Annotated in this window: 28 protein-coding genes; 11 read left to right on the forward strand and 17 right to left on the reverse strand. The window is 74.2% G+C overall.

All coding sequences use genetic code 11. The features are described from left to right. Positions 1 to 296: 296 nt before the first annotated feature. Together ACZ4SV_RS13920 and ACZ4SV_RS13925 are read right to left on the reverse strand one after the other, a co-directional pair. Positions 297 to 944 (reverse strand): carbonic anhydrase, encoded by a 648-nt coding sequence (locus tag ACZ4SV_RS13920; RefSeq protein ID WP_365878194.1) that lies wholly within the window; start codon positions 942 to 944, stop codon positions 297 to 299. An 86-nt stretch (positions 945 to 1,030) separates the two neighbouring features. Then, the gene (locus tag ACZ4SV_RS13925; protein ID WP_365882143.1) at positions 1,031 to 1,351 is read right to left on the reverse strand and encodes an STAS domain-containing protein; all 321 of its coding nucleotides are present in this window, start codon (positions 1,349 to 1,351) and stop codon (positions 1,031 to 1,033) included. Between the two features lie 212 nt (positions 1,352 to 1,563). On the opposite strand from ACZ4SV_RS13925, the gene ACZ4SV_RS13930 reads away from it, so the two are divergent. Continuing rightward, the gene (locus ACZ4SV_RS13930; RefSeq protein WP_468004184.1) at positions 1,564 to 2,022 is read left to right on the forward strand and encodes an ATP-binding protein; all 459 of its coding nucleotides are present in this window, start codon (positions 1,564 to 1,566) and stop codon (positions 2,020 to 2,022) included. 290 nt (positions 2,023 to 2,312) lie between these two features. On the opposite strand, the gene ACZ4SV_RS13935 is transcribed toward ACZ4SV_RS13930, so the two are convergent. From ACZ4SV_RS13935 to ACZ4SV_RS13950, 4 genes are all read right to left on the reverse strand, one after another. Further along, a complete protein-coding gene (locus ACZ4SV_RS13935) occupies positions 2,313 to 2,711 on the reverse strand; it encodes a hypothetical protein (protein ID WP_397935938.1) in 399 nt (132 codons plus the stop codon). Between the two features lie 335 nt (positions 2,712 to 3,046). Next, positions 3,047 to 3,376, reverse strand: a complete 330-nt coding sequence (locus tag ACZ4SV_RS13940) for an STAS domain-containing protein (RefSeq protein WP_365882139.1) — start codon at positions 3,374 to 3,376, stop codon at positions 3,047 to 3,049. Next, positions 3,373 to 4,734 carry a PP2C family protein-serine/threonine phosphatase gene (locus ACZ4SV_RS13945; RefSeq protein ID WP_468004187.1) on the reverse strand — a complete coding sequence of 454 codons (1,362 nt, stop codon included), beginning with the start codon at positions 4,732 to 4,734 and terminating at the stop codon, positions 3,373 to 3,375. Before ACZ4SV_RS13945 ends, ACZ4SV_RS13940 begins: the two co-directional genes overlap by 4 nt. Further along, the gene (locus ACZ4SV_RS13950; protein ID WP_468004189.1) at positions 4,734 to 5,537 is read right to left on the reverse strand and encodes an alpha/beta fold hydrolase; all 804 of its coding nucleotides are present in this window, start codon (positions 5,535 to 5,537) and stop codon (positions 4,734 to 4,736) included. Before ACZ4SV_RS13950 ends, ACZ4SV_RS13945 begins: the two co-directional genes overlap by 1 nt. Before the next feature lie 155 nt (positions 5,538 to 5,692). Here ACZ4SV_RS13950 and ACZ4SV_RS13955 point away from each other — a divergent pair, with 155 nt between their 5' ends. Next, positions 5,693 to 5,917: a helix-turn-helix domain-containing protein gene (locus tag ACZ4SV_RS13955; protein WP_365882135.1), complete on the forward strand. Its 225-nt coding sequence runs from the start codon at positions 5,693 to 5,695 to the stop codon at positions 5,915 to 5,917. Between the two features lie 81 nt (positions 5,918 to 5,998). Here the strand turns inward: ACZ4SV_RS13955 and ACZ4SV_RS13960 are convergent, their stop codons facing one another. The 3 genes from ACZ4SV_RS13960 to ACZ4SV_RS13970 form a co-directional block, all read right to left on the reverse strand. Continuing rightward, positions 5,999 to 6,841, reverse strand: coding sequence for an RNA polymerase sigma factor SigF (locus ACZ4SV_RS13960; RefSeq protein WP_468004192.1), 843 nt, complete (start codon positions 6,839 to 6,841; stop codon positions 5,999 to 6,001). A 107-nt stretch (positions 6,842 to 6,948) separates the two neighbouring features. Beyond that, positions 6,949 to 7,548 carry a DUF488 domain-containing protein gene (locus ACZ4SV_RS13965; protein WP_468004194.1) on the reverse strand — a complete coding sequence of 200 codons (600 nt, stop codon included), beginning with the start codon at positions 7,546 to 7,548 and terminating at the stop codon, positions 6,949 to 6,951. A gap of 81 nt (positions 7,549 to 7,629) precedes the next feature. Beyond that, positions 7,630 to 8,073, reverse strand: a complete 444-nt coding sequence (locus ACZ4SV_RS13970; RefSeq protein WP_365882131.1) for a MarR family winged helix-turn-helix transcriptional regulator — start codon at positions 8,071 to 8,073, stop codon at positions 7,630 to 7,632. Positions 8,074 to 8,186: 113 nt separating this feature from the next. Here ACZ4SV_RS13970 and ACZ4SV_RS13975 point away from each other — a divergent pair, with 113 nt between their 5' ends. The 4 genes from ACZ4SV_RS13975 (at position 8,187) to ACZ4SV_RS13990 (ending at position 11,112) form a co-directional block, all read left to right on the forward strand. After that, positions 8,187 to 8,726 carry a phenolic acid decarboxylase gene (locus ACZ4SV_RS13975; protein WP_468004196.1) on the forward strand — a complete coding sequence of 180 codons (540 nt, stop codon included), beginning with the start codon at positions 8,187 to 8,189 and terminating at the stop codon, positions 8,724 to 8,726. Positions 8,727 to 9,071: 345 nt separating this feature from the next. After that, positions 9,072 to 9,710, forward strand: coding sequence for a hypothetical protein (locus ACZ4SV_RS13980; RefSeq protein ID WP_468004198.1), 639 nt, complete (start codon positions 9,072 to 9,074; stop codon positions 9,708 to 9,710). Between the two features lie 320 nt (positions 9,711 to 10,030). Continuing rightward, positions 10,031 to 10,585, forward strand: a complete 555-nt coding sequence (locus tag ACZ4SV_RS13985; protein WP_468004200.1) for a phosphodiesterase — start codon at positions 10,031 to 10,033, stop codon at positions 10,583 to 10,585. A 311-nt stretch (positions 10,586 to 10,896) separates the two neighbouring features. Beyond that, positions 10,897 to 11,112: a hypothetical protein gene (locus ACZ4SV_RS13990; RefSeq protein ID WP_365879898.1), complete on the forward strand. Its 216-nt coding sequence runs from the start codon at positions 10,897 to 10,899 to the stop codon at positions 11,110 to 11,112. Between the two features lie 57 nt (positions 11,113 to 11,169). On the opposite strand, the gene ACZ4SV_RS13995 is transcribed toward ACZ4SV_RS13990, so the two are convergent. Then, positions 11,170 to 11,625: a hypothetical protein gene (locus ACZ4SV_RS13995; protein ID WP_468004202.1), complete on the reverse strand. Its 456-nt coding sequence runs from the start codon at positions 11,623 to 11,625 to the stop codon at positions 11,170 to 11,172. Positions 11,626 to 11,757: 132 nt separating this feature from the next. Here ACZ4SV_RS13995 and ACZ4SV_RS14000 point away from each other — a divergent pair, with 132 nt between their 5' ends. Continuing rightward, positions 11,758 to 12,672: an alpha/beta fold hydrolase gene (locus ACZ4SV_RS14000; protein WP_468004204.1), complete on the forward strand. Its 915-nt coding sequence runs from the start codon at positions 11,758 to 11,760 to the stop codon at positions 12,670 to 12,672. Between the two features lie 108 nt (positions 12,673 to 12,780). Then, the gene (locus tag ACZ4SV_RS14005) at positions 12,781 to 13,431 is read left to right on the forward strand and encodes a TetR/AcrR family transcriptional regulator (RefSeq protein WP_468004206.1); all 651 of its coding nucleotides are present in this window, start codon (positions 12,781 to 12,783) and stop codon (positions 13,429 to 13,431) included. An 85-nt stretch (positions 13,432 to 13,516) separates the two neighbouring features. Here ACZ4SV_RS14005 and fabI read toward each other — a convergent pair whose 3' ends face one another. Both fabI and ACZ4SV_RS14015 read right to left on the reverse strand, forming a co-directional pair. Continuing rightward, positions 13,517 to 14,296: an enoyl-ACP reductase FabI gene (gene fabI, locus ACZ4SV_RS14010; RefSeq protein WP_365879890.1), complete on the reverse strand. Its 780-nt coding sequence runs from the start codon at positions 14,294 to 14,296 to the stop codon at positions 13,517 to 13,519. Beyond that, positions 14,293 to 15,174 (reverse strand): alpha/beta hydrolase, encoded by an 882-nt coding sequence (locus ACZ4SV_RS14015; protein ID WP_468004207.1) that lies wholly within the window; start codon positions 15,172 to 15,174, stop codon positions 14,293 to 14,295. The genes fabI and ACZ4SV_RS14015 overlap by 4 nt, the downstream gene beginning before the upstream one ends. 143 nt (positions 15,175 to 15,317) lie before the next feature. Between ACZ4SV_RS14015 and ACZ4SV_RS14020 the strand changes: the two genes are divergently transcribed. From ACZ4SV_RS14020 to ACZ4SV_RS14030, 3 genes are read left to right on the forward strand one after another with little or no spacing between them, the layout of a single operon-like run. Next, positions 15,318 to 15,500, forward strand: a complete 183-nt coding sequence (locus ACZ4SV_RS14020; RefSeq protein ID WP_468004209.1) for a hypothetical protein — start codon at positions 15,318 to 15,320, stop codon at positions 15,498 to 15,500. Then, positions 15,497 to 16,423, forward strand: coding sequence for a hypothetical protein (locus ACZ4SV_RS14025; RefSeq protein WP_468004211.1), 927 nt, complete (start codon positions 15,497 to 15,499; stop codon positions 16,421 to 16,423). The genes ACZ4SV_RS14020 and ACZ4SV_RS14025 overlap by 4 nt, the downstream gene beginning before the upstream one ends. After that, a complete protein-coding gene (locus tag ACZ4SV_RS14030) occupies positions 16,420 to 16,767 on the forward strand; it encodes a 4Fe-4S binding protein (RefSeq protein WP_468004213.1) in 348 nt (115 codons plus the stop codon). Before ACZ4SV_RS14025 ends, ACZ4SV_RS14030 begins: the two co-directional genes overlap by 4 nt. Positions 16,768 to 16,854: 87 nt before the next feature. Here the strand turns inward: ACZ4SV_RS14030 and ACZ4SV_RS14035 are convergent, their stop codons facing one another. The 5 genes from ACZ4SV_RS14035 to ACZ4SV_RS14055 form a co-directional block, all read right to left on the reverse strand. Continuing rightward, positions 16,855 to 17,826 (reverse strand): acyl-ACP desaturase, encoded by a 972-nt coding sequence (locus ACZ4SV_RS14035; protein WP_468004215.1) that lies wholly within the window; start codon positions 17,824 to 17,826, stop codon positions 16,855 to 16,857. A 57-nt stretch (positions 17,827 to 17,883) separates the two neighbouring features. Further along, on the reverse strand, positions 17,884 to 19,338 hold the full coding sequence (locus ACZ4SV_RS14040) for an MFS transporter (RefSeq protein WP_468004217.1): 1,455 nt from the start codon (positions 19,336 to 19,338) through the stop codon (positions 17,884 to 17,886). An 89-nt stretch (positions 19,339 to 19,427) separates the two neighbouring features. Then, positions 19,428 to 20,294 carry an alpha/beta hydrolase gene (locus tag ACZ4SV_RS14045; RefSeq protein ID WP_468004219.1) on the reverse strand — a complete coding sequence of 289 codons (867 nt, stop codon included), beginning with the start codon at positions 20,292 to 20,294 and terminating at the stop codon, positions 19,428 to 19,430. Then, entirely contained in the window at positions 20,291 to 21,757 is a 1,467-nt protein-coding gene (locus ACZ4SV_RS14050) for a nitrosuccinate lyase (protein ID WP_468004221.1), read from the reverse strand. Before ACZ4SV_RS14050 ends, ACZ4SV_RS14045 begins: the two co-directional genes overlap by 4 nt. Beyond that, on the reverse strand, positions 21,754 to 23,700 hold the full coding sequence (locus ACZ4SV_RS14055; protein ID WP_468004223.1) for an FAD/NAD(P)-binding protein: 1,947 nt from the start codon (positions 23,698 to 23,700) through the stop codon (positions 21,754 to 21,756). Before ACZ4SV_RS14055 ends, ACZ4SV_RS14050 begins: the two co-directional genes overlap by 4 nt. Between the last annotated feature and the right edge of the window lie 85 nt (positions 23,701 to 23,785).

The raw sequence follows: 23,785 nt of genomic DNA on the forward strand, positions 1-23,785 counted from the left end.
GGTGCGGCGAGGTCCGCGTGCGTGCGGAGCCCGGATCGTCAGCCGGGGCCGATGGCGGCTCTGGCTGTGCCGTGCCGAGCGGGTCGGCGGTGGTGGCGCGGGGCCGCCGCGGACCGGGCGTCGCCGGGTACGGGGGCGGCCGCGTGCGTGCGCGGGCCCGGCGGCCGGGGCCGACGGCGGTGGCGCGGGCAGACGTTCGGCAACGCCTCGGTGTCGCGCGGCCCCGCCGGGGCCCGGGACGGCCGTGCGGCGCGCGGTGGTCGCGCGCCGCGGGTGGGGGCGAGTCCGGTGGTGCTTCAGCCGGTGTGTCCGGTGGACGCGGCCGGGGCGGTGACGCCGTGGGCGGTGACCAGCCGGGCGCTGCCCTCGGAGAGCCGGTAACCGAGGCCGACGACACCGGTGTGCCCGGAGGCGACCTGGTCGGCCAGGACACGGGACCGGTCCAGGAGCAGATCCGTGGTGTGCTGGATGTGGGCGTCGATGAAGTCGCTGTCCGAGGTGAGGCCGGCGGCGCGGGCGGCGAGCACGCTGGGGGTGACGCGTTCGACGACGTCCCGTACGTAGCCGGCGGCCGGGAGCCCTTCCTCGACGGCGGCGCGGGCCGCTGCGACGGCGCCGCAGGAGTCGTGTCCGAGCACCACGACGAGGCGGCAGTCCAGCACGCTCGTGCCGTACTCGATGCTGCCCAGCACCTCCGGGCCCAGGACGTGGCCGGCGGTGCGGACCACGAACAGGTCGCCCAGGCCCTGGTCGAAGATGATCTCGGCGGCCAGCCGGGAGTCCGAGCAGCCGAGCAGGACCGCGAAGGGCTTCTGTGCCGGGGCGAGTTCGGCCCGCCGCGTGGCGTCCTGGTTGGGGTGGCGCGGGGCACCGGCCACGAATCGCTGATTGCCCTCGAGCAGGGTCTCGAGCGCCTGAGCAGGGGAGAGAGGAGTCGATGCCATGGCGGAAGAGTACGAGACGGCCCGCCGGGCCGCGCGATCAGGGTGGGCACCGTGCCCGGCGGCGGGCCGCCGGGCGTCCGGCGCGGTCAGGCGTGCAGGGCTTCGCGGAGGGCGGGGTAGCAGGCGATGAGGGTGTCCAGCTCGACGAGCCGCACCGTGCGCATCACCGAGTCCTGGACGCCGGCCAGCCGCAGCCAGCCGCCGGCCCCGGTGAGGGCCTGGTGGGCGGAGATGAGGAGGTTGATCCCGCTGGAGTCCATGAAGGTGACCTGACGCATGTCGATCACGGCACGCGGCGCCGGCCCGAGGTGGTGGACGTCCAGGGCCTGCTGGAGCGGCCCGGCGGTGTGGTGGTCGAGCTCACCGGCGACGGTGAGCACGTGAACACCGTCGGTGGCGGTGGACACGACTGTCAGAGGACCCACTTCACACTCTCTTCTCGTCTCCACCACTTCTCCTCTGCAAGAGGCGTCTGCCGACGGGCCGGTTTCCCGACCGGGAGGCTGTCCTGATAGTACGGGAGCCACACCCGGAAGACTGAGTGGACCGGGCGGGTAGGGCGTGAGGCGACGAGAGCGCGGGTAGACGCCGGGGCGAAGCGGTAGTGAAGGCGGCCTGTATGGAAGCAGTGCGCTTGGGCGATGACGGAACCAGACTGGAGGACACCGAGCCGATAGAGATGACAGCTCTCCTGGACGGAGACGGCAGCTGCATCGCCGAAGCGCGGCATCTCGCGGTGGACTTCCTGACCGGCCTGCGTACGCGCGACGGGTCGCGGGTGTCGGCCCGCGCGGTGGATCTGACGCAACTGGTGGTGAGCGAGCTGATCACCAATGCCCGCAAGTACGCGCCCGGTCCGGTGCGGATGAGTCTGCGCATCGTCCGGGACGCGGTCGAGGTGGTGGTGCGGGACTCGGAGACCGCGTTGCCGGTGGCCCGGGCCGCGGACCCGGACCGCGTGGGCCAGCACGGCCTGGAGATCGTGATGGCGGTCGCGCAGTCCTTCACGGTGGTGCGCGAACCGCTGGGCAAGAGCGTGATCGCCCGGATCGCGCTGGCCGACGGCCGGGACGGGTGACCCCGCACGCCGCCGGCCCCAGGCCGGCGCCACCGTCCTGAGGGGCGTACCGGCGTCCGCGTCCGCGCCGAGACCGCGAGACCCCGGCCGCCCGCGCCGTACGGCCGTACGCCTCGCCCGCTGTACGCCCCGCTCCTGCCAGGGCCGCCCCGGGGCCGCTACGGCCGCCAGAGCCGCCACGGAGGCCCCGGAGCGGCGTCGTACGGCCCTGTCCCCTGTCCGGGCAGGCGCGGGCCTGCGGCAGCAGGCCCCACGCCCACGGGGCACCGGAACGCGCCCCGGACCCGGTGTCACCCCGTCGGGGCGCCCAGGGACCAGCCGGAGATGTCGCTGACCCGGCCGCGCCACAGCGGCGCGGTGGGAGTCGTGGGAGCGGACAGGAAGGTGACGTCCACCAGATGGATGAACGACTGCCGTCCGCCCGGCTCGCCGCCCATCTGCCGCAGGGCGTCCTGCACGGTGTGCGGAAGCTGCGCCACCACCTCGGACCGTTCCTGCCGGGCCGTCGCCTCCGACACGACCTCCTCCCAGCGGTCCGCCCAGGCCACGGGACTGACCAGATGACCCGCGATGATGCCGCCGGGCATGGTCAGACAGACGGCCACGCTGGCCTCCGGCTGGGAGACCACCAACTGGAGCAGGATGTCCAGCTGGGCATCGGCCACCCGGTCCGGGGAGTGCTCGCTCATGCAACGTTTCCCTTCGCGCCTGCCACGGCAGGAGGACTTGGAGGACTGCTTCCACGGCCGGAGGGCTGCCCGGACGCCTCCGCCCGGGAAATCCGGGCGTGTCCGCCCGGCCCGGACGGGCGGTAGGCGGCCCGCCGACGCCTGGCCGCTTACCCGTACCCGCCCCGAACATGCGGCGAGCACCGGGCCGGGAGGCCACGGCCCGTGCAAAGCCGGTGTGCGCGGGTACGCGGTGTCACAAGCCGGGGCGGTCCGGCTGCCGCGTGGGGAACCAGCGCGAACCTCCCGGCCGGGCGGCCCCGGCCCCCTCCGCCCCGTGCCGCCGTGCCTGCCGGTCAGGCCGCCCCGGTGCCGGGGCGGATCGTGAAGACCTGGTCGAGACCGACGATGGTCAGGATGCGCAGGAAGTCGGCGGGTACCGCGGCCAGGGCCACGTCGGCGCCCGCGGACTGGGCGTACTGGCGGGCCGCGAGGAAGACGGTGATGCCGGTGGAATCGCAGTGCTCCAGGCCGAACAGGTCGAACACCAGGCACTGGCCCGGTGCCAGCGAGAGGCGTTCGACCTCCTGGCGCAGGCTGCCGGCCTGGTCGTAGTCGAGTTCACCGGCCACCCGCAGCAGGGGACCGTCGGGAGTGTCTTGGCGGGATATGTGCAGCGGTGTCATCGGGGCTGGTCCGTTGCCGGGAGGGGACGCGGTCGGGCGGCGGGGACGCCGAGGGCGAGCAGGGCGGTGTCGTCCTCCAGCCCGTCGCCGAAACCGCCCAGCAGCCCGGCCAGCGCGCTGATGACCTCCCCGGGAGAGGCGGGGGCGTGCCGGGCGGCGAACTCGTGCAGGGCCTCGTCGCCGTAGAGGCTGTCACGCGTGGCGCCGGTACGGGCCTCGGTGAGCCCGTCGGTGTACAGCAGGAGCGTGTCGCCGGGGGCGAGCGTGGCCTGGGCGGTGACGAACGGGGCGGTGGGCAGCACGCCGACGAGCAGACCGCCGGGGGTCGGCAGGAAGTCGGCGTAGCCGCCCGCGCGCAGGACGAGGGCCGGCGGGTGGCCGCCGGAGGCGAGGCGGACGTGCACGTGGCCGTCCGCGCCGGGCTGGAGGGTGCCGAAGATGGCCGTGCAGTAGCGGGGATCGCCGCTCGCGGCGTACCGCTCGTGCAGGACGGCGTTCAGCGCGGTCAGGGCCGCGGCGGGTTCCGGGGCGTGCAGGGCCGCGGCCCGCAGGGTGTAGCGGGTCAGGGAGGTCAGGGCCGCGGCCTGGGGACCCTTGCCGCACACGTCACCGAGGAAGAATCCCCACCGGTCGCCGTGCATCGGGAAGAGGTCGTAGAAGTCGCCGCCGAGCTGGTCCGCCGAGGCGGTGTGGTAGTAGACGGCCGACTCCACGCCGGGCACGTCGGGCAGCGAGGCGGGCACGAGCGACTGCTGGAGCACGGTGAGCGCGTCGGCGAGCCGGGCCCGGTCGGCCTCGGCCTGCCGGCGGGCCTCCTCGGCCTCCGCCCGCGCGCGTTCCGCCTCCGCACGCGCGCGCTCGGCCTCGACGCGGGCCCGCTCGGCGTCCTGGCGGCGCCGCAGCAGTTCCTCCTCGTACGCGCGCCGGTCGGAGGCGTCGAAGACGGTGGTGCGGATCAGCAGCGGATCGCCCTCGCTGCCGTGCTTGACCTGGGAGGAGACCAGCACGGGCAGCCTGCCGCCGCCGGCGGTCCGCATCTCCAGGGCGATGCCGCCCAGCTCTCCCTGCATGCGCAGCAGCGGGGCGAAATGCGTCTCGTGGTACAGCTTCCCGCCCACGGTGAGCAGATCAGCGAAACGCTTCTTCCCCACCACGTCCTCGCGCGTCAGCCCGAGCCAGTCCAGCAGCGTGGTGTTGATCTTGGCGATGGTGCCGTCCATCATCGTGGAGAGGTAGCCGCAAGGCGCCAATTCGTACAGCTCCTCGGGGCTGTCCTCCAGCAGCGCGGTGAACGCCGCGTCCGTCCCCAGGTCGCCATCCGCTCCGGACGGGTCGGGCCCCCCGCCCGTACAGCACATCACCTCACGTCCCCGAGGAAGTCGAGCAGCGCCCGCGCGGTGGCCTCCGGCGCGCTGAGCTGCGGGCAGTGCCCGGTGGCGTCCAGGGTGACCAGGCGGGAGCCGGGGATCGCGGCGTGCACGAAGGCACCGACCTCGCGCGGGGCGATGACGTCCTCGACGCACTCCAGGACCAGCGTCGGCACGGTCACGCTCTTCAGGTCGGCGCGGCTGTCGGACAGGAACGTGGTGCGGGCGAAGACACGGGCGATGTCCGGGTCGGTGGCGCAGAAGCTGTTCGTCAGTTCCTGACCCAGTTCCGGCCGCTCGGGGTTGCCCATGATCACCGGGGCCATGGCAGAGGACCAGCCGAGGTAGTTCGACTCCAGGGAGTCCAGCAACTCGTCGATGTCCTGCGCGGTGAACCCGCCCCGGTACCCCTCGTCGTCGATGTAGCAAGGAGAGGGCGTCACCATGGCCAGCGCGGCGATCCGCTCCGGTGCGGCCTGCGCCGCCAGCACCCCGACCATGGAGCTGACCGAGTGGCCCACGAACACCGCGTCCCGCACGTCCAGTGCCTCGCACACCTCGACCACGTCGCGGGCGTAGCCGTCCAGCGAGGAATAGCGTTGCGCGGTCCAGGCCGACAGGTCCGAGCCGCCGGAACCGACGTAGTCGAACAGCACCACCCGGTACCGCTCCGCCAGGACCGGCACGACCAGACGCCACATGTTCTGGTCACAGCCGAACCCGTGCGCCATCACCAGCACCGGGCCGTCGGACGGGCCCGTGACCGTGACGTTGTTCCTGCGGCGAATATCCATGTCGGTCATCCTTTCATCTCTTTGGCTCTGGTATCGCCAGGCCGCCGGCGGACGGGCGGACCGCCGGCGCGCGGGTGCCGGCCCCTGCTGTGTGCGGCCCGTCGCCCGGGGTAGACGACGATCACACCCGGACGTCGATCCCTGGAGGGAGAGCCGTGGAAAAGGGCAAGCAGATCACCGGTGCGGTCCGCGAGAAGCTGGCGCGGGAGATGAAGGAGCAGTACGAGAAGGGCCTGTCCATACGCGCCATCGCCGAGGCGCACGGACGGTCGTACGGGTTCGTCCATCGCGTGCTCAGTGAGACCGACGTCCCGCTGCGCACCCGGGGCGGAGACCGTGTGGCGGTGCGGCGGCCCGAGGAGGCCGGCCGTCCGCGGTAGGCGGACCCCGCCGCGTGCGGGCGCGGGCATCCGGGCCGGGACGGCCCGCGCCCCCCAGGCGGGGCCTGGGGGGCGTCGGCGTCAGTTGGTGGCGAGCATGCCTTCGCGCAGGCGGGCCAGGCAGCGCGAGAGCAGCCGCGACACGTGCATCTGCGAGACGCCGAGACGTTCGCCGATCTGGGCCTGGGTGAGTTCCTCGACGAACCGCCAGTGGATGATCTGCCGGTCGCGCTCGCCGAGGTCGGCGATCATCGGGGCCAGGGCGCGGAAGTCCTCCACCAGTTCCAGGGCCGCGTCGTCCATGCCGATGAAGTCGGCCAGGGCGGTCTCGCTCTCGTCGTTGGTGCCGAGGGCGGCGTCCAGGGAGGCGGCGTTGTAGCCGTTGGAGGCAATGCGGGCCTCGATGACCTCGTCCTCGCCCAGGCTCATCAGCTCGGCGAGTTCCTTGACGGTGGGGGTGCGGCCCAGGCGGCTGCGGAGTTCCTCGGTGGCCTGGGCGAGGTGCACGCGGGCCTCCTGGAGGCGGCGCGGGACGTGCACGGCCCAGGAGGTGTCCCGGAAGAACCGCTTGATCTCGCCCACGATGTAGGGCACCGCGAAGGAGGTGAACTCCACCTCGCGGGATATCTCGAACCGGTCGATCGCCTTGATCAGCCCGATCATGCCGACCTGGACGATGTCCTCCATCTCCTCCGGGTTCCGGCTGCGGTAGCGGCCGGCGGCGAAGCGGACGAGGGACATGTTCATCTCGATCAGCGTGTTCCGCGCGTACTGGTACTCGCGCGTGCCTTCTTCCAGTGCCGCCAGGCGGTCGAAGAACAGCCTGGACAGTTCCCGGGCGTCCTTGGGCGCCACCTTGGCGGGGTCACTGATCTCCGGCAGCGCCTGCGTACCCTCCTGGGTGCTGCTGACCGTCGTCATCATCGTTCGTGCCCCTCCCGACTTGCGCCCGGACCACTCTCTGCGGTCCGGTGAGGCCGCGCCTACCCCGGTCCCGGGCGATCATGCGCAGGGAACGCGAAAGAAACCGTTCACCGGTGGCCCTGCCCATCGCCTGCCCCCGCACCGGCGTCGTAGACCAGGAGTCCGTCGCTCCGCAGGCGCGCGCCCGGTGTCGGGGTGTGTGCCGTGAGGCGTCCGTCGTGCATCAGGTGCAGGACGCGGGCGCCGCGCGCCAGGACGGCGAAGTCGGCGATCAGCCGCCGGTGGCAGCGCCACCACACCGCCTCGCCGCACATCACGGCCGTGCGCTCCGCGTCCGCCTGCCGCATCAGGACGTCCATGGCGGCGAGGAACTCCGCGTCGCGGGTGTGAGCGGCGTAACCGCGGAAGGAGTCGTTGCGCCAGACGGTGTCCGGCGAGTCCGGCGGCGGCCTGCGCCATCCGCCCAGCCGCGGTTCCCACCGGTAGGCGATCCGCTCCCCGGGCAGCCACCGGGCCAGCCGCTGCCGGGACAGGTCCGGGTCCCGGCGGCTGCCCGGTGCGGTCCTGACGTCCACCACGGCGGCGACGCCCGCCTCCCGCAGCAGCGCGGCCAGCGCCTCCCGGCCGGCCGTGCCGTGGCCGAAGGTGAGCAGTTCCCCACGCGGCTGCGCGCTGCCGTCCGCGGGCCCGGTCCGGACGTGGCCCATGTACCGAGTGCACCACGTTCCGGCCGCCGCGCCACTCGCGCGGGTGACCGGCAGCGGCCGGGCCCTGGGCGCCGGCGGATCTCAGCGCTCCGGCGGCGCCGTCTCCAGGACGGTGAGGAGTTCGGCGAGTGCCGGCAGGGCGCGCTCCAGCGCCTCGCGGTGCTGCGGGGCGAGATCCTCCAGCGCGCGCCGCAGGGTGGCGGTGCTGGTGCGGTCGTAGCGGTCGAGGATCTCCACGGCCGTGGGGGAGGCCGTGAGGCGGACGGTGCGCAGGTCGGTGGCGGACGGGGTGCGCTCCACCAGGCCGGCGGCGGTCATCGTCCGGACGAGGTTGCTGACCGTGGACGGCGCGACGCGCAGTCGGGCCGCGACCTCGCGCGGGGTCGCGGCGCCGGTCTCGGTGAGGGTGCGCAGCAGTTCGATCTGGGCCTCGGGCAGGTCGGGCAGGTTCACGGTGCGGCGGGTGCGCAGCACGGCCCGGCGCAGGGGGCCGAGGAGCCGGCCGAACTCGGTGGCGGTGTCCATGGGGGACATTGTGACGGACCCGGTTAGTTTTGAAACAAAACTGTTTTGTGGCAAAATTAGCTGTGCGGGGCACCCGGCCGCGGGCGCCCCGAGGATCACTGAGGAGTCGCACCATGACCGGAACCGGAGCATTCGAGACCACCGTCGCCCAGCCCGTCCCGCCGCAGGACCTGTCCGGGATCGTCGGCCACCGCTTCATCTACACGTACGCCAACGGCTGGCAGTACGAGATGTACGTGAAGAACGACCACACCATCGACTACCGGATCCACAGCGGCCACGTCGGCGGACGGTGGGTCAAGGACCAGGAGGTCGACCTGGTCCGGCTGGACGACGACGTCTACAAGGTCTCCTGGACCGAGCCGACGGGCACGTCCGTCTCCGTCAACGTCCTGCCGGGCAAGCGCCGGCTGCACGGCGTCATCTTCTTCCCGGACTGGATCCGGGAGCACGGGCAGCGGACCGTGCTCTACCAGAACGACCACCTGGACGAGATGCGCAAGTACCGCGACGAGGGCCCGACCTACCCGATCTACGTGGTCCCCGAGTTCGCCCGCATCACCCTGTTCGAGTACGTCGGCGCGGACGACGAGTCGGTCGTCTCCGTCGCCCCCGGCGACCTGCCCGCCGGCTGGTCCCAGCGCACCAACTGACGCGCCCGTTCCTCCGCGCCGGCACCTGCCGGCACCGGGCCGCGCCGTCCCGCGTCCGGATGCGCCGTCCGCCGGGCCGGACGGCGCGCCCGCCGCGCCGGTTCGGCATCCTGGGGGAGACGGCCACGGGGCCGTAGCCGCAGCCGGAGCCCGTGGCGCCTGGGCGGCGCCGCCGTCGGGGCGCCGGCGGAGAGCCCGGCCGCCTCGGCGGGCCTGCCGGCCCCGGTCGGCGGGCCTGTCGCGCACCTCCCGGAAGGAGTCGGACATGTACGGCTGGGAATCTCACCGCCCGCCGGTTCCCGGGCCCGGGCCCCGGCTGGGGACCACGCCGACGGCGCCCCGGCGATGAGCCCGCCGCGCAGGCGGGCCGCGCGCCGCCGCAGGCTGCGCTTCGACGGCTGGATCGCGGGCCTCGGCACCACCTCCGGGACGCGCGTCGTCCTCGGCCACTGGCAGCGGTCACCCTTCGGGGCGTTCAGCGACGTGATGCTGGAGCGGGCCGACGGGGAGCGGCTGCTGCTGGCCCCCACGCGGGAGACGGCGGACTTCATCGCCGCCACCTACGTCTTCGACACCGTGCGCGTCCTGCCCGTGCGGGTCGGCGTCGCGGACGGCACCTGGAACGTGAGCGCGGGCCCACTCGAACTGTGCTTCACCACCGGGCGGCGCGGGCCGCTGGGCCTGCTGCTGCGCGCCGTGCCCGGCGCGCTCGCCCGCCGACCGGCGTGGAGCGCGCTGCTGGACCGGCCGGCCCGGCTGCTGCTGCCCGGAGTGCGTACCCGGGGGAGTGCCCGTACCGGCCGCCGGGAGTGGTACGGCGCCCGGGACCTGCGGCCGGTCCGTCTGGTGTCGGCGACCTTCGAAGGCGCCGACCTCGGCGTCACGGCACCCGTGGCACCGCCCGTGCGGTTCGGCTTCGGTTCGGTGCCGAGGAAACCCGCGCTCACCCGGGTCACGACGACGGTGGCCCTCGAAACGGAGTGAGGGTGCGGCCCGAGGGGGTACCCGGCGCGCCGTCCGTACGAAGGGAGACGCCGTGGGCGGGACGGCAGCGGGGGAGCCCGCCGGTGGCCTGGCGGCCGCGCACGGCGCCGTCGGCGGCCTGAGGCGCCCGCCGCGGCTGCGCACCGCCGCCCGGCTGGTGCGGTCGGTGACCCGCGCGGGGCGCCGGGAGACCGGCGGGGGGGGGGGGGGAGGCGGCTTTCCGGCTGCTGGGCCGTCTGCGCCGGGCGCCCGCCCTGCACCCGGACGGGCTGACGTGCGCGGCGGAGCTGGAGGTCCTGCCCGGCGGCGCGTGCTGGGGCGTGCCCTGGCTGGCGGCGCCGGGACGGTTCACCGCCACGGTACGGCTGTCCCGTGCGGCCGGACTGCCCCGGCGCCTGCCCGACGGACTGGGCCTCGCCGTGCGGGTGGACGAGGCCGACGGTCCCGGCCGCGCCCTCGATCTGCTGCTCACCAGCAGCGGCCGGGGCCGGGCGTCCCGGCGGCTGCCGCTGCCCCGCGCCGACGCGCTGGGCGGGCCGTACTCCAGCCTCCTGTCCTACCGGGTGGGCGGACGGCCCCGCGTCCTGGCCGCCTTCCCCCGGCGGGTCCCGCAGGCTCCGGTGCACGGCGACCCGGCGAGCCTGGCCCGCGCCCTGGACGCCGGCCCGCTCGTCTTCGACCTGTGCGCCGAGACGCCGGACCGTACCTGGCGTCCGTTCGCCGTGCTCACCGTGCGCACGCCGCTGCCGGTACCGCCCCGCCGGAGCGCGGACTTCGACATCTACGCGCGCGACGCCCGGGACTTCACCCCCGGCCCCACCCTGGCCGCGATCCGCCGCGCCGCCTACCGCGGGTCCCGCGCGGGCCGCCACTGAGGCCGGGCCCATCGGACGGGCCGGAACCTCCGGGGCCGGTGGCGGCAGCGAGTGGGGTACGTGCCGAGGCGTGCCTGGTGTCTGGGACTGACGCGGACGGTGAGCCCCTTGGACGGACGCGCGCCACCCGCCCCGGCCCGGCTCCTGCTCGCGGACACTCTCCGTCCCACCGTGACAGCGGGGCCGCCGACGCGCATCCGCACACGTCCCCTGCCGTACGACATTCGCCCGGACGCCCGCGTGCGGTCGCCCGCGTCCGCCGTTGCCGCTGAACTGGACCACGACCGTCCGTCAAGGGAAAAGAGACTGCCGTGATCGTCAAGAAGCTCCATGACTCGGGTATCCGCGCCGAACACGCCTACGCCGCCGCGTTCGCCTCCATCGGCCTGTCGGTGATCTCCTGGTGCGCCTCGCTGAGCGTGGAGAAGAAGGGGGAGGAACGCGCCGACCGCTGGGGCATCTTCGTCGGTGAATGGGCGCCGACCTTCTTCGGACTCGGCCTGGCCCTGCACCAGTACGAGAAGTGACGGCGCCGGCGTTCGCGCCGCGCGGTGCGAACGCGCCCGGGGCGTGACGGCCCGTCCTCACGCCCCGGGCGTCGGCCGCGTGCACCACTCCTCGATGAGGGCCCGCGCCGCCTCCTGCGTCGCGGCCCTGTCGAAGTGGTCCGTGTGCCAGGTCGTCGAGCGCAGTTCGCCCCGGTCCCGGTAGGCCCGCATGATCCGCACATGGTCGGAGCGGGCGATGAAGCCGCGCAGGCCGTCCTCGTCGCGCCACACGGAGACCGAGCCGGAGCGCGGGCGCAGCAGACCGGGCACGCTCCACAGCCACAGTCCGATCGCACCCTCGGCGTCGTCCCAGGTCCGGCGCAGGGCGATACCGGCGACGGTGACGCCGACGGAGGTCCAGGGACGGTGCGGGGCGAAGTCGGTGACGCTCACGACGGCCGCGCCCCCCGGCTGCCCGCCCGCGTCCCCGTCCGGGCCGCCACGTCCCGCCGGGCCGGGCTTCCAGGGGGCGAACCAGACGGGCACCGGCATGGGGTGACTCCTCGAAGACCGGGATGACGGAGCGGACCGCGCGGGATGTCCGGCTTCCGGACCGCCTCTAAAACTGCACGGCCGTGCGTGCTAATATACCAGGCCCTGACGCCGGACCGAGGAGCAGCGAGCATGAAACCCACCGAGGCCGTTGCGAGCGCCGTCCTCAACACCACCTCCGTCGTCTCGGGACGGCTGGCGGGCAAGGGCGCGTTCGCCCTGTTCCACATGCCGCTCGTGCGCAGCCGGCCGCGCTCCTCCGAACGCGAGCTGACGGCCGCGGCGCACGTGGAGCGCGTGGACATCGGCGGCGGCAAGCACGCGGTGACGTACCGCTGGGGCGACGGCGGCCGGCCGGTGCTGCTGGTGCACGGCTGGCAGTCCCGCGCCTCCCGGCTCTCCGCCTTCGTCCCCGGGCTGCTCGACCTCGGGCACAGCGTCGTCGCCTTCGACGCCCCGGGCCACGGCGACACCGGCGGCCGCAGCACCACGATCCTGGACTACCGCGACATCGTCTCCGCGCTGCACGACCGGTACGGCACGTTCGACTGCCTGATCGCGCACTCGATGGGCGCGCTCGGCTCGTTCTTCGGCCTGAAGCACGGAGTGAAGGCGCAGCGGATCGTCACCCTCAGCGGGGTCTGCGACTTCGACTACCTGGTCGAGGAGTTCTGTGCCGAGCTGAAGGTGCGCGACGGGCTCAAGGCGCGTCTGCACGAGGAGATCCGCGACCGGCTGTTTCCCGGCCTGCCCCGCGAAGAGGTGCCGTTCTCGCTCACGGACATGCCGCGGGTCGTGCGCTCGCCCCTGCTGGTGGTGCACGACGAGGACGACACCAGGATCAGGGTGGCGCAGGGCCGCCGGCTGGCCGCGGCCTTCGGCGACCAGGCCCGGCTCGTCGTCACCAGCGGCCTCGGGCACCGGCGGATCCTCGCCGACGCCGAGGTGGTGCGCACCGTCCTCGACTTCGTGGCGCACGGCCCGGACGGTGCGGACGGGAGCCGGGACGCCGGTGGGACCGAGCCGCGGACCGCCCCCGTGGAGTGAGTACTTCCGCTTCTCCGGGATACTAACCGCACGAACGTCCGCTCATTGGCTACACTGGGGACACTCGACGGACCGTGAAAGTCCGGTTCCAGGAGAGCGGGGGTGCACATGGGCGTGGCAGGAACGCAGGCGGACGGCCGGATCGCGCGCGGAAACCAGACGCGCCAGCTGATCCTGCGACGAGCCGTGGAGATCGCCTCCGTGGAGGGTCTCGCGGCCCTGTCGATGGGACAGCTCGCGAGCGAGCTGAAGCTGAGCAAGAGCGGCGTGTTCGCGCTGTTCGGCTCCAAGGAGGACCTCCAGCTCGCGACCATCCGCACCGCCGTGAGCGTGTACCTGGAGCACGTCGTCCAGCCCGCCCGCGACCTGCCGGCGGGCATCGGCCGCCTGTGGCGCCTGTGCACGGGCTGGCTCGCCTACTCCCGGGAGCGGGTCTTCCCCGGCGGCTGCTTCTTCTACTCGGTCTCCGCCGAGTACGACGCCCGCGAGGGCAAGGTCCACGACACGCTCGCCGCGGCCCGGACCAACTGGTTCTCCTACCTGGAGCAGACCGCGCGGGAGGCACAGCTCGCCGGGCAGCTCGCGCCGGACGCCGACATCCCGCAACTGGTCTTCGAACTCATGGCGTTCCTGGAGATGGCGAACGCCGAGTCCGTGCTGCACGACGACTTCACCTGCTACGACAAGGCGGCCAAGGCCGTCCTCAACCGCCTGCGGTCCGAGGCCACCGACCCCGCGCTGCTGCCTGCCGCTCCGTGACACCCCGGCGCCCGGCGCCGGTGACGCAAACGGCGGTCCGCTCACCCGAGCGGACCGCCGCCTGCCGTTCCCGCCCCGCGCGCCGTCACGCCCCGATGGCGTGCACACCGCCGTCGACATGCACGATCTCGCCCGTCGTACGCGGGAACCAGTCGGACAGCAGGGCGACGACGGCGCGGGCCGCCGGTTCCGGGTCGGAGAGGTCCCAGCCGATCGGGGCACGGGCGCCCCACACCTCGCGGAAGGTCTCGAACCCCGGGATGTGCCGGGCCGCCATGGTCTTGACCGGGCCCGCCGCCACCAGGTTGCAGCGGATGCCGCGCGGCCCGAGGTCCCGGGCGACATAGCGGGAGGTGGCCTCCAGGGCCGCCTTGGCCACGCCCATCCAGTCGTACGCGGGCCAGGCCACGCCCGCGTCGAAGTCGAGGCCCACGACCGACCCGCCGCGCTCCTCCATCAGCGGCAGGCACGCCACGGCGAGCGCTTTGAGGGAGTACGCGGACACCTCCACGGCGGTCGCCACCGAGTCCCAGCCGGTGGCGAGGAAGTTGCCGCCCATCGCGTCCTGCGGGGCGAAGGCGATGGAGTGCACGACACCGTCCAGGCGGACGTCGGCGCCCACCTCCTGCCGGATCCGGTCGGCCAGGCTCTCCAGGTGCCCCTTGTCCTGGACGTCGAGTTCGACCAGCGGGGCCGGCCGGGGCAGCCGCCGGGCGATCCGCTCGACCAGGCCGAGCCGGCCGTACCCCGTGAGGACGACCTCGGCGCCCTGCTGCTGCGCCAGCCGGGCGGTGTGGAAGGCGATCGAGGACTCCATCAGGACGCCCGTCACCAGGACGCGCTTGCCCGCGAGAAGGCCGCTCATCGTGCCGTCACCTCAGTCTTTCCTTCGTGTGTGCGGCGGGGAGCGTCCGCGGTGGCTTCCGCTCCGGTGAGGAACCGGGTGACCGTGTCGACCACCAGGGAGGAGCCGAGGATCCGCCGGTGCCCGAGCCGGCGGGTGACGACGAGACGGGCCCGGCTCCCGAAGGCACCGGCGATGCGCTCCGCCTGCTCGGCGCCGACCGCCTCGTCGTTCTCGTCGTGGACCAGCAGCAGGGGGACGCGTACGTGCGGGGCGTGGTGGAGGACCGAGAAACGTGTCCACATGTCCTCGCCCGGGTACAGGTGCCGGTCCAGCCGGTGGCGGACCTCCGCGCCGGTCCGCGCGTCCAGCGCCATGTGGGCGCAGAAGGAGTCGACGAGGTAGGAGAAGTCGGGGACGGTGCTGATCGCCACGATCCGCTCGGCGCGCAGCCCCTCCGGCAGTGACAGGAACAGCGCCAGCGCCCCGAAGGAGTGACCCACGACGGCCGCGAAGTCCCCGTGCCGGCGGTGCAGTTCGCGGATGACGGCGCGGTACTCGACCAGGGTGGTGGTGTCGCCGCCGGACTCGCCGTGCCCCGGCGCGTCGAAGGACACCGGGCTGTAGCCCGACTCCACGAGCCGGGTGACCAGCTTGGCGTAGCGCGAGGCGCGCGACTCCCAGCCGTGCACCAGCAGGACCGGCCGCTCGCCGCCGCCCCAGGCGTAGGTGACCACCCGCTTGCCCCCGACGGTCAGCTCGCCGGTCCGCGCGCCGTCGATGGCCGCCCGCTCGTCGGGCCGGGGTCTGCTGCGCCCGTGCGGTGTGCGGAAGAGGTCGAACACGGCCTCCCCCTCCGCGCTCAGGGCCGTGTCGTCGGCCGCCGTCGCGAGATCCATGGCACGCCCTCCAGTGTTCGGCGGAGCGAAATGCTAGCACGACCGTTCGCTCTTATTTATTCATCCCCACGTGATGATCAGCAAACTAAACGCACGGTCGTGCTATTGTGTCGGATCGTCACCACTCCCGCTTGGAGAACGACATGACGATCCCGCACCCCGCCCCCGGCGTCGCGCACGGCCGGGAACCCGGCCCGAACCAGTGGTTCAAGGACCACCTGGACTCGGTGATCGACGCCGAGTTCATGAAGGGCTGGCCGGCCGAGACCGCCGGGACCCACGGCACCGCCGGGCCGCACGGCCGCGCCCACCGGACGCGGCCGTGACCGGCGCGGCCACCCGGGGCCGCCTGGGCATCGCGGTCGCCTCCGGGATGCTCAAGGGCGTCTACGGCCACGGTGTGCTGGCCGCCTTCGAGGAGCGCGGGGTGCGCGCGGACGTGTACGGCACGGCCTCGTCCTCGGGGCTGTCCGGCGGCCTCGCCGCGATCGGCCGGGCCCGGCAGACCGGCGTCGGCTACTGGCTGGGTGCCGCCGCGGCCGCCGCCGAGAAGGGCATGAGCACCGTCGTCCTCGACAGCATCGCGGAGTACGGGCCGCTCCTGCGCGAAGGGCTCTTCCGGCCCGGCGCCCCGGAGTACCTGCTGGCCGCGAGCAAGGTCACCGACCCGGCCGCCGCCGAGACCACCCAGGGCCCCGGCGCGAAGGCCCTCGGCCGGCGGCTGCTGCGCGACGTCTTCGCCGGCGACCGCGGCTGGGTGAGGGAGAACCTCGCCCCGGTCGTCTTCTCCACCCAGGCCGCGCCCGGCTCGGACCGGCCCCGCCTGACGCCGGAGAACTACGACGCGGTCGCCTACGCCTCCACGCGCATGCTGCACGCCTGGTCGGTACCGGCCGAGGTCGACGGGGAGCCGTACGTCGACGCCTCGTACACCTGCTCCTGCCCGGCGCGCGAGGTCGCGGCCCGGGGCGTGGACGTGCTGGTCGCGATCGGCAGCGATCCCTTCCCGCTCTTCCGCGACCTCTACGCCTCCGAGGAGATCGCCGACGGCTCCCGGCTCGACGGGGCCCGGGTGCTGGTCGTCAAGCCGGAGCAGGACCTCAAGGACCTGGGCGTCGACTACGCCGCCGCGACCGCGGAAGGGCTCACCCGGGCGTACCAGGCCGGGCTGGACGCCGGACACCGCTTCCTCGACGGGCAGCCCGGACTGACCGCCGCGCCGAGGACACACCAGGAGGAAGTCGCGTGACCCACGTCGTCACCGAGCAGTGCGTCCGGTGCAAGTTCGCCGAGTGCGTCACCTACTGCCCCGTCGCCTGCTTCCGCGAGGCCGAGACGTTCCTCGTGATCGAGCCCGAGGAGTGCATCGACTGCGGCAACTGCGTGGAGGCGTGCCCGGCCGACGCCATCTACCCGGAGGACGAGCTGCCCCCGGAACTGCGGCCGGCCCTGGAGTGGAACGCCCGGCTCGCCCCGCGGCTGCCGCTGGCCACCGCCGGGGCCGCGCCGCTCGCCGACGCCGGGGAGTGGGCCGGCCGCCCGGACAAGTGGCTCACGCTCGCGGACGACCAGGCGCCGCGGGCCCACGGCTGACGACGGCTCGGCGTCCGCGGGACCCGGACAGGGAAGAAGGGGGGTGGCCGCAAGCCGGCCGCCCCCCTTCTTTCGTACCGCCGGTCGTCAGACCCCTGCCGACTCCCGCTTGGCGCGGGCGGCGCGGATGCCCTCCCGGCGGGTGGTGAACGAGGTCGCCTTCGCATCCAACTGGGCCATGAACGCGGCCAGTTCCTCACGCGCCCGCTCGCCCTCCGGGCCGAAGCCGCCGCGCTCGAAGACACGCAGCTTGCGCAGGACGGGCGCGAGTACGCTGTCGTGGTGCAGCCGGAGGTCGTAGATGCCGGCGAGGGCGATCTCCGCCGACTTGCGGCCGAAGTCCTTGATGGTGGAGCCCGGCATCTCGAAACCGACGACGACGTCCCGGACGACCCGCATCGCGGTGTCGGGCACCAGCTCCAGCGCCGCCTCGACCAGATTGCGGTAGAAGACCATGTGCAGGTTCTCGTCCGCGGCGATCCGCGCCAGCAGCGCGTCGCACCGGGGGTCCGTGCTCACCTGACCGGTGTTGCGGTGCGAGATGCGCGTGGCGAGTTCCTGGAACGCGGCGTACGCGATCGCGTGCAGGGCGCTGAAGCCGTCGGGCCGGGCGTAACCGCCCGACATGTGCGTCATCCGGGCCCGCTCCAGGGCCCTCGGGTCGACGGCGCGGGTCACCAGGAGGTAGTCGCGCAGCGCGGTGCCGTGCCTGGCCTCCTCCGCGGTCCAGCGGTCCACCCAGGTGCCCCACGCGCCGTCCTTGCCGAACTCGGCCACGGCGAAGTGGTAGCCCGGCAGGTTGTCCTCGGTGAGGAGGTTGACCACCAGGGAGGTGCGGGCCACCTCCGGCAGGGTGGCCTCGTCGTCGGTCCACGGCTGTCCGCCGAGCGGGCCGTCGAACGTACGGCCCTCGCTCCACGGGATGTACTCGTGCGGGAACCACTCCTTGGCGACGCCGAGATGACGGTGGAGGTTGTCCTCCACCACCGGCTGGAGTTCCGCCAGCAGGGAGTGCTCGGCCCGGGCGACGGAGCGGTCGGATCGGTCGATGGGTGGCATGCGCTCTCTTCTTCGCTGCGGCGGGGGAGCCGGCGGCTCCCGCCGGGACATGGCCGGTTACGTGGTCCGGGCCGGCCGGGACCGGATGGCGGGCGCCGCCGCGACGGCGGCCACGGCCCCGATGGCGCAGGCGAGGAACACCTGCAGGTAGCCCTTGTCGTCGAGGACGGAATGGCGCTCCAGGATGGCCGCGAGGGCGGCGATGCCGAGGGCGCCGCCGATCTGGCGGGTGGTCATGAGCAGACCGGTGCCGGAGGCGAACCGCTGCGGCGGCAGCGAGGCGGTGGCCGCGTTGGAGATCGCGGTCAGCGCCGCGCCGATGCCGATGCCGGCCAGGATGCCGAGGGGCAGCCAGACCGCCGCGTACTGCTTCTCGGGGCCGAGCAGCAGGGCCATCCCGGCGCACGAGACGGCGAACAGCGCGGAGCCGACGGCGACCGCGGCCCACTGGCCGGCCGGCCCGACCCGGCGCCCGACGACCAGGGCGCCGATCGCGGAGGCGAAGGCGCCCGGCGTGACCGCCAGACCGGCCTTCAGCTCGGAGTAGCCCCACACCGCGTTGAGGAACAGCAGGGAGCTGAGGAGGTAGGAGTACATCGCCGCGCCGAACAGCAGCGAGGTGACGTTGGTGGCCGCGAAGGCACGGCTGCGCCACAGGTCCAGCTCGATGGCGGGCGCGCTGTGCCGCTTGGACAGCAGCAGGGCCAGGGCGAGCAGTACCGCACCGCCCGCCAGCAGGCCGAGGACGCGTCCGCTGCTCCAGCCCCACTCGGTGCCCTGGGTCACGCCGAAGACGACACCGCCGACGCCGAGCGCCAGGGCGAGCGTGCCGGCGGGGTCGGGCAGCTTCCGCCCGGTCGGCGTGTCCGCGACCAGCTTGACCGCGCCCGCCAGGATGACGAGCCCGATCGGCAGGTTGATCAGGAAGACGCTGCGCCAGCCCCAGACGTCCACCAGGAGTCCGCCGAGGCTCGGGCCCACGGCGGCGGCCATGCTGCCCACCGCGCCCCAGATGCCGATGGCGACCTGACGGCGGGCCGGGGGCGTGTGCTGGAGCACCAGGCCGAGCGCCGAGGGGATCAGCCCCGCCGCGCCCACACCCTGGAGGGCGCGGGCCGCGATGAGCATCGGCACCCCGGTGGCGAGCCCGCTCAGCAGCGAGGCCACGAGGAACACGGCCGCCGACCACAGGAACAGCTTCTTGCGGCCGATGATGTCCGCGACCCGGCCGGCGACGGCCAGCAGCGCCGCGAACACGATGGTGTACGCCGTCACGACCCAGGTCAGCTGGGAGAGCGAGGCGTCGCGGAAGTCGGCGCGCAGATCCGCGAAGGCGATGTTCACGACCGTGGTGTCGAGCACGGCGAGGAACGTGGCGCCGGACGCGACGAGCAGGGCCAGCTTGGCCGTGGCCGCGGCGGCCGGGGAGATCTGCGGTGGCCGCTCGGCGTCCGGCGCGTGCGCTGTCCCGGCCGGACCGGTGTCCGGCGACTGGGAGGAGGCGGTCGTCATGCGAGGTGATCCCTTCGTCCGGTGTGCCGCCGTCGCCCGGTCCGCAGCGGTCACACCTACCGCGTAAAAGTAAACGACCGTGCGTTCATTTAAAAGGGCGACGGCGCCGCATCCGGCGCGATGAAGTCCATCGCGCTGTCGAGCACGGCCGCCGCGCCCAGCACCTTGCGGTGGCCGAGGCCGCGGGTGAGCACCAGCTCCGCCCGGTCCCCGTACGCGGACTTGAGCGCGTGCGCCTGCGCGACCGGAACCATTTCATCGTCTACGTCATGGATGATCCGCATCCGTACCCCGATCCCCTCGGGCCGCCGGGTGGCGTCGAACTCCGCCCACGGGTCCTCGACCTCCGGGAAGAGCCGGTGCTCGATCCGGAAGCGCAGGTCCTCCGCCAGGCCGGGGCCGAGCCCCAGGATGCGGGCGAACGCGTCGGGAAAATGGCTGAAATCAGCCACCGCGGCGACCGTGACGAGCCGCTCGGCGCGCAGCCCGCCGCGGAGCGCCAGGAAGGCCCCGGTGGCGCCGAAGGAGTGGGCCAGCACCGTGTGGAAGACCCCGTACCGCTCCTGGAGCAGCCGCATGATCGCGCCGTACTCCACGACGGTGGTGCCGCTGCCCTCCGAGTCGCCGTGCCCGGGCGCGTCGAACGCGAGGCCGGTCAGCCCCAGCGCCTCCAGGCGCGGCACGAAACCCGCGTACCGCGACGCCCGGGACTGCCAGCCGTGCAGCATCAGCACGGGCCGCGTGCCGTCGCCCCAGCGGTAGACCCGCACCCGCCGGCCGGCGACCACCACCTCCTCGGTCACGGCCCGCTCGTGCGCGGCCCGTTCCCCGGGCAGGACCTTCCCGCGCCGCAGCGGACGGCAGAACAGCGTGTAGGCGGCGTGTCCCGCGAGCCCGGGCGCCGGCCGGGCCAGCGCGTTGAGGGCCGCCCCGACCAGCGGAGCACCCCGGCTCACGACTCCGCTCCCGCGACCCGGTCCGGCGCCCCGGCGTCGTCCCCCGCGTCGTCCGCCTGGGCGCCGGCCGCCCGCAGCGCCCGCGCGGTCAGTTCCCCGGCCGCCCCCGTGTACGCGGCCGGGTCGAGCAGCGCCTGGAGGTCGTCGGCGGACCAGCGGGCGGCGACCTCGGGGACGGTCGCGAGGATCTCTGCCAGGGAGCGGCCGGTGGCGGCGCTCTCGGCGGCGGCGCGGCTCACGACCTGGGTGGCCGTCGCCTTGCCGAGGACCGGCGCCAGCACCGCCGCCAGGCGCTCGGAGACGATCAGCCCACCGGTCAGCTCCAGATTGGCCCGCATCCGCCCGGGCGAGACCACCAGCCCGGCCACCAGCTCGCGCGCGGTGTACGCCGCCCCGCCCGCCAGCCGCAGACACTCGCGCAACGGCAGCCACTCGGCGTGCCAGGCACCGGCCGACCGCTCGTCCTCGGAGAGCATCGCCTGCGTCAGCACACTCGCGTACGCGGGCACCTGGAGGGCGGCGGACCGGATCAGCGTGGCCAGCGCCGGGTTGCGCTTCTGCGGCATCGCCGAGGACACGCCCCGGCCGGCCGCCGCCGGCTCCGCAACCTCGGCGGTCTCAGTACGCGCCAGCGACTGGACATCGACGGCGATCTTGCCCAGCGCCCCGGTGACCAGGGCGAGTTCGCCGCCCAGCCGGGCGATCGGCGCCCGGTGGCTGTGCCACGGCAGCAGCGGGGCGCGCAGACCGGTCTCCGCGGCGAACCGCTCCGTGAGCCGGCGCGCGTAGGCGTCGGCCGGGGGCTCCCGCCGCGCCTCGCGGTGCAGCCGCTCGTACTCGACGTATCCCGCGAGGGTGCCCGCCGCGCCGCCGAGCTGGACGACCAGGCCGTCGCGGCGCAGCAGGCGCAGCCGGTCCGCCGCCTCCGTCACGGCCGTCAGCCAGCCGGCGGCCTTCAGGCCGAACGTGGTCGGCACGGCGTGCAGCGCCAGCGTGCGCCCCGCCATCAGCGTCCCCGTGTGCGCACCGGCGAGCGCGCGCAGCGATCCGGCCACCCGGTCCAGGTCGGCCAGCAGGACGTCCAGGGTGCGGGCGGCCACCAGCATCGACCCGGTGTCCAGGATGTCCTGGCTGGTCGAGCCCCGGTGCACATAGTCCGCGGCGGCCGGGTCCTCGGCCGCCACCAGCGCGGTGAACGCCCGCACCACGGCCACGACCGGGTTGGCCGCGCCCCGGCCGAGCACGGCCAGCGCGCGCAGGTCCAGCCGGTCGGCGCGGGCCAGCGCGGTGATCGTCCGCGCCGCCTCGGCGGGCACGCTGCCGAGCTGCGCCTGGGCCCGGACGAGCGCCGCCTCCGCGTCGAGCATCGCCTGCAGCCACGCCAGGTCGGAGGTGGTCTCCTCGGCGGGGCTGCCGGCGCGCACCGGGCTGAGCAGCCCGGCGTCGAGGTGCACGGTGTTCACCTGGCCAGCTCCCCGATCATCTCGTCGTCCGGCCGCCGGTCCGCCGCGACCGCGAGGACGGCCCGCGCGATGGCGTCCGAGTCCTGGAGCGTCACCGAGTTCACCCCGGGACGGATGCCGGCCGCCGTCGCCCAGTGCACGGACTCCGTGGGCACACCGAAGGCGAACCGGCGCGGATGCGCCCGGCCCGCGGCGTCGATCACCCGGAACGGCGCCCCGGTGACGGCCAGGCCGCCCGTCTCGTACGGCGTGCCCGCGGGGTCGCCGACCTCGTGCGGGCGGCACTGCCCGGACGCGAGGAGCCCGCGCAGCAGCGGGTCGGCGGTCGTGCGCAGGTCGATCTCGGGCAGCCGCGCCTCGATGAGCGTGCTCGCCAGGACCCGGGAGCCGGGCACCGCGGGGGACTCGGCCGCGAACGCCCCGCGCGCCTCGTCCGCGTCGGCGCGGGCGTCGGGGCCCAGCACCGACAGCACCCCGGCCTCGATCAGCGCGATCGCCTCCTCGATCCGGGCGGCGGGCGGCCCGATCGACAAGAACGCGTTCAGCGGCGTGTACCAGCCGTCCAGATCCCGCCGGTGCGAGCGGCCGGTGAGACCGCCGTGGTCGACGACGAGCCGCAGCTCGTTGCGCAGGTCGCGCAGCACGTCCAGCGCCGCCTTCAGCGGGCCGTCCACGTTGCCGGCGCGGGCCGCCACCAGGTCCGCGCGCAGCTCGGCGACCAGCCAGGCACGGAAGTCCGCCGGCGAGGCGAAGTCGCGTCCCGCGTACGGGCGGGCGATCCGGTCCCAGTCCCAGCGGTCGGCCGGGGCGATGCCGAACTCGTCGAGGAGGTCCTGCTCGCGCCGGCCGCCCGGCGGCGCCGCGAGGTAGGCCCCGCGCAGCCGGCGGGCGTCGCCCGCCCGGTCGGCGGCCGTGAGCAGCGCCGTGTAGTAGACGGTCTCGACCTCCTTGGCGACCAGCGGCCACACCGTCTCGCGGAAGTCGATCCCGGCCCGCCGCGACCGCAGTTCCTCGATCACCCCGGCGGTCAGCACGGCCGGCTCGTGCCGCCCGTGCGGGCCCTTCTGGTTCTCGCCGCGCGCGTGGAAGGGCAGGCCCCGGCGGGAGCCCGCGACCATCCGGGGCTCACGGCCGGACGGCAGGTAGGCCAGCCGGCCGTCCCGCCGCTCGAACCGCCCGCCCCGGCCGAGCGTCAGCAGGGCCATGTAGTCGAAGAAGTTGAGTCCCAGTCCGATCAGGGCCACCGTCTCGCCCGGACGCACCGCCGACAGGTCCACGTCCGCCGGGTTGGCGGGCGCGATGTAGCCGAGCCCGTGCGCCGCGGCGAAGTCGCCCAGGGCGCGCCGGCGACGGGAGGGCCGTACCGGCAGATGGCCCTGGGCGAGGACGACGGCGTCCAGGCCCGCCAGGCCGGTGCCGTCGTCCAGCCGCACCCGCTGCGTGCCGCCGGGCTCGTCGTCGAGGCCGACCGCGCGGGCGCGGTGCACGACGGTCGTCAGACCGCCCGGCGCGGTCCTCGTCACCCGCTGGAAGACCCACTCCAGGTAGTGGCCGTAGAAGGCGCGGGTGGGATAGGCGTCGGGGCCGAGCGCGCGGGCCTCGGCGAGGACCCGCTCGTCGTGGCGCGGACCGTCCATCGGGCCGATCAGGGTGAGGAAGCGCGCCCACTCGTACAGGCTCGGTCCCGGGACGAGTGCCCCCTCGATCCGCACGCTGTCGTCGGTGAACATCGTGACCTGGGAGGCCACCGTGTTCATCAGCAGGTGCTCGGACTGCCCGGTGCGCCACACCTGTCCGGCGCCGGGCGGGTACGGGTCGACCACGTGCACGGTGATCGCGAGGCCGTCCGGGACGGACGCGGCGTTCGCGCACAGCCGTTCGAGGACCGAGAGGCCGCGGGGCCCGGCACCGATCAGGCAGACGTCGAGCCGTCGGCTGGTCATAGTCACTGTCTCCACTGGGTCGGAAATCGTCGTGGGCTGCCCGGCCGTCCGCCCGGGGCGGGACGGTGCCGCGGGTCCCGGCGGT

This window comes from Streptomyces sp. NPDC027672, assembly GCF_055566335.1.

Bases quoted from the DNA above. Each gene is read 5' to 3' on its own strand.
- ACZ4SV_RS13920 (WP_365878194.1), bottom strand. From the start codon at position 944: ATGGCATCGACTCCTCTCTCCCCTGCTCAGGCGCTCGAGACCCTGCTC.
- ACZ4SV_RS13930 (WP_468004184.1), top strand. From the start codon at position 1,564: ATGGAAGCAGTGCGCTTGGGCGATGACGGAACCAGACTGGAGGACACC.
- ACZ4SV_RS13935 (WP_397935938.1), bottom strand. From the start codon at position 2,711: ATGAGCGAGCACTCCCCGGACCGGGTGGCCGATGCCCAGCTGGACATC.
- ACZ4SV_RS13940 (WP_365882139.1), bottom strand. From the start codon at position 3,376: ATGACACCGCTGCACATATCCCGCCAAGACACTCCCGACGGTCCCCTG.
- ACZ4SV_RS13945 (WP_468004187.1), bottom strand. From the start codon at position 4,734: ATGTGCTGTACGGGCGGGGGGCCCGACCCGTCCGGAGCGGATGGCGAC.
- ACZ4SV_RS13950 (WP_468004189.1), bottom strand. From the start codon at position 5,537: ATGGATATTCGCCGCAGGAACAACGTCACGGTCACGGGCCCGTCCGAC.
- ACZ4SV_RS13960 (WP_468004192.1), bottom strand. From the start codon at position 6,841: ATGATGACGACGGTCAGCAGCACCCAGGAGGGTACGCAGGCGCTGCCG.
- ACZ4SV_RS13965 (WP_468004194.1), bottom strand. From the start codon at position 7,548: ATGGGCCACGTCCGGACCGGGCCCGCGGACGGCAGCGCGCAGCCGCGT.
- ACZ4SV_RS13970 (WP_365882131.1), bottom strand. From the start codon at position 8,073: ATGGACACCGCCACCGAGTTCGGCCGGCTCCTCGGCCCCCTGCGCCGG.
- ACZ4SV_RS13975 (WP_468004196.1), top strand. From the start codon at position 8,187: ATGACCGGAACCGGAGCATTCGAGACCACCGTCGCCCAGCCCGTCCCG.
- ACZ4SV_RS13980 (WP_468004198.1), top strand. From the start codon at position 9,072: ATGAGCCCGCCGCGCAGGCGGGCCGCGCGCCGCCGCAGGCTGCGCTTC.
- ACZ4SV_RS13995 (WP_468004202.1), bottom strand. From the start codon at position 11,625: ATGCCGGTGCCCGTCTGGTTCGCCCCCTGGAAGCCCGGCCCGGCGGGA.
- ACZ4SV_RS14000 (WP_468004204.1), top strand. From the start codon at position 11,758: ATGAAACCCACCGAGGCCGTTGCGAGCGCCGTCCTCAACACCACCTCC.
- ACZ4SV_RS14005 (WP_468004206.1), top strand. From the start codon at position 12,781: ATGGGCGTGGCAGGAACGCAGGCGGACGGCCGGATCGCGCGCGGAAAC.
- fabI (WP_365879890.1), bottom strand. From the start codon at position 14,296: ATGAGCGGCCTTCTCGCGGGCAAGCGCGTCCTGGTGACGGGCGTCCTG.
- ACZ4SV_RS14015 (WP_468004207.1), bottom strand. From the start codon at position 15,174: ATGGATCTCGCGACGGCGGCCGACGACACGGCCCTGAGCGCGGAGGGG.
- ACZ4SV_RS14020 (WP_468004209.1), top strand. From the start codon at position 15,318: ATGACGATCCCGCACCCCGCCCCCGGCGTCGCGCACGGCCGGGAACCC.
- ACZ4SV_RS14035 (WP_468004215.1), bottom strand. From the start codon at position 17,826: ATGCCACCCATCGACCGATCCGACCGCTCCGTCGCCCGGGCCGAGCAC.
- ACZ4SV_RS14040 (WP_468004217.1), bottom strand. From the start codon at position 19,338: ATGACGACCGCCTCCTCCCAGTCGCCGGACACCGGTCCGGCCGGGACA.
- ACZ4SV_RS14055 (WP_468004223.1), bottom strand. From the start codon at position 23,700: ATGACCAGCCGACGGCTCGACGTCTGCCTGATCGGTGCCGGGCCCCGC.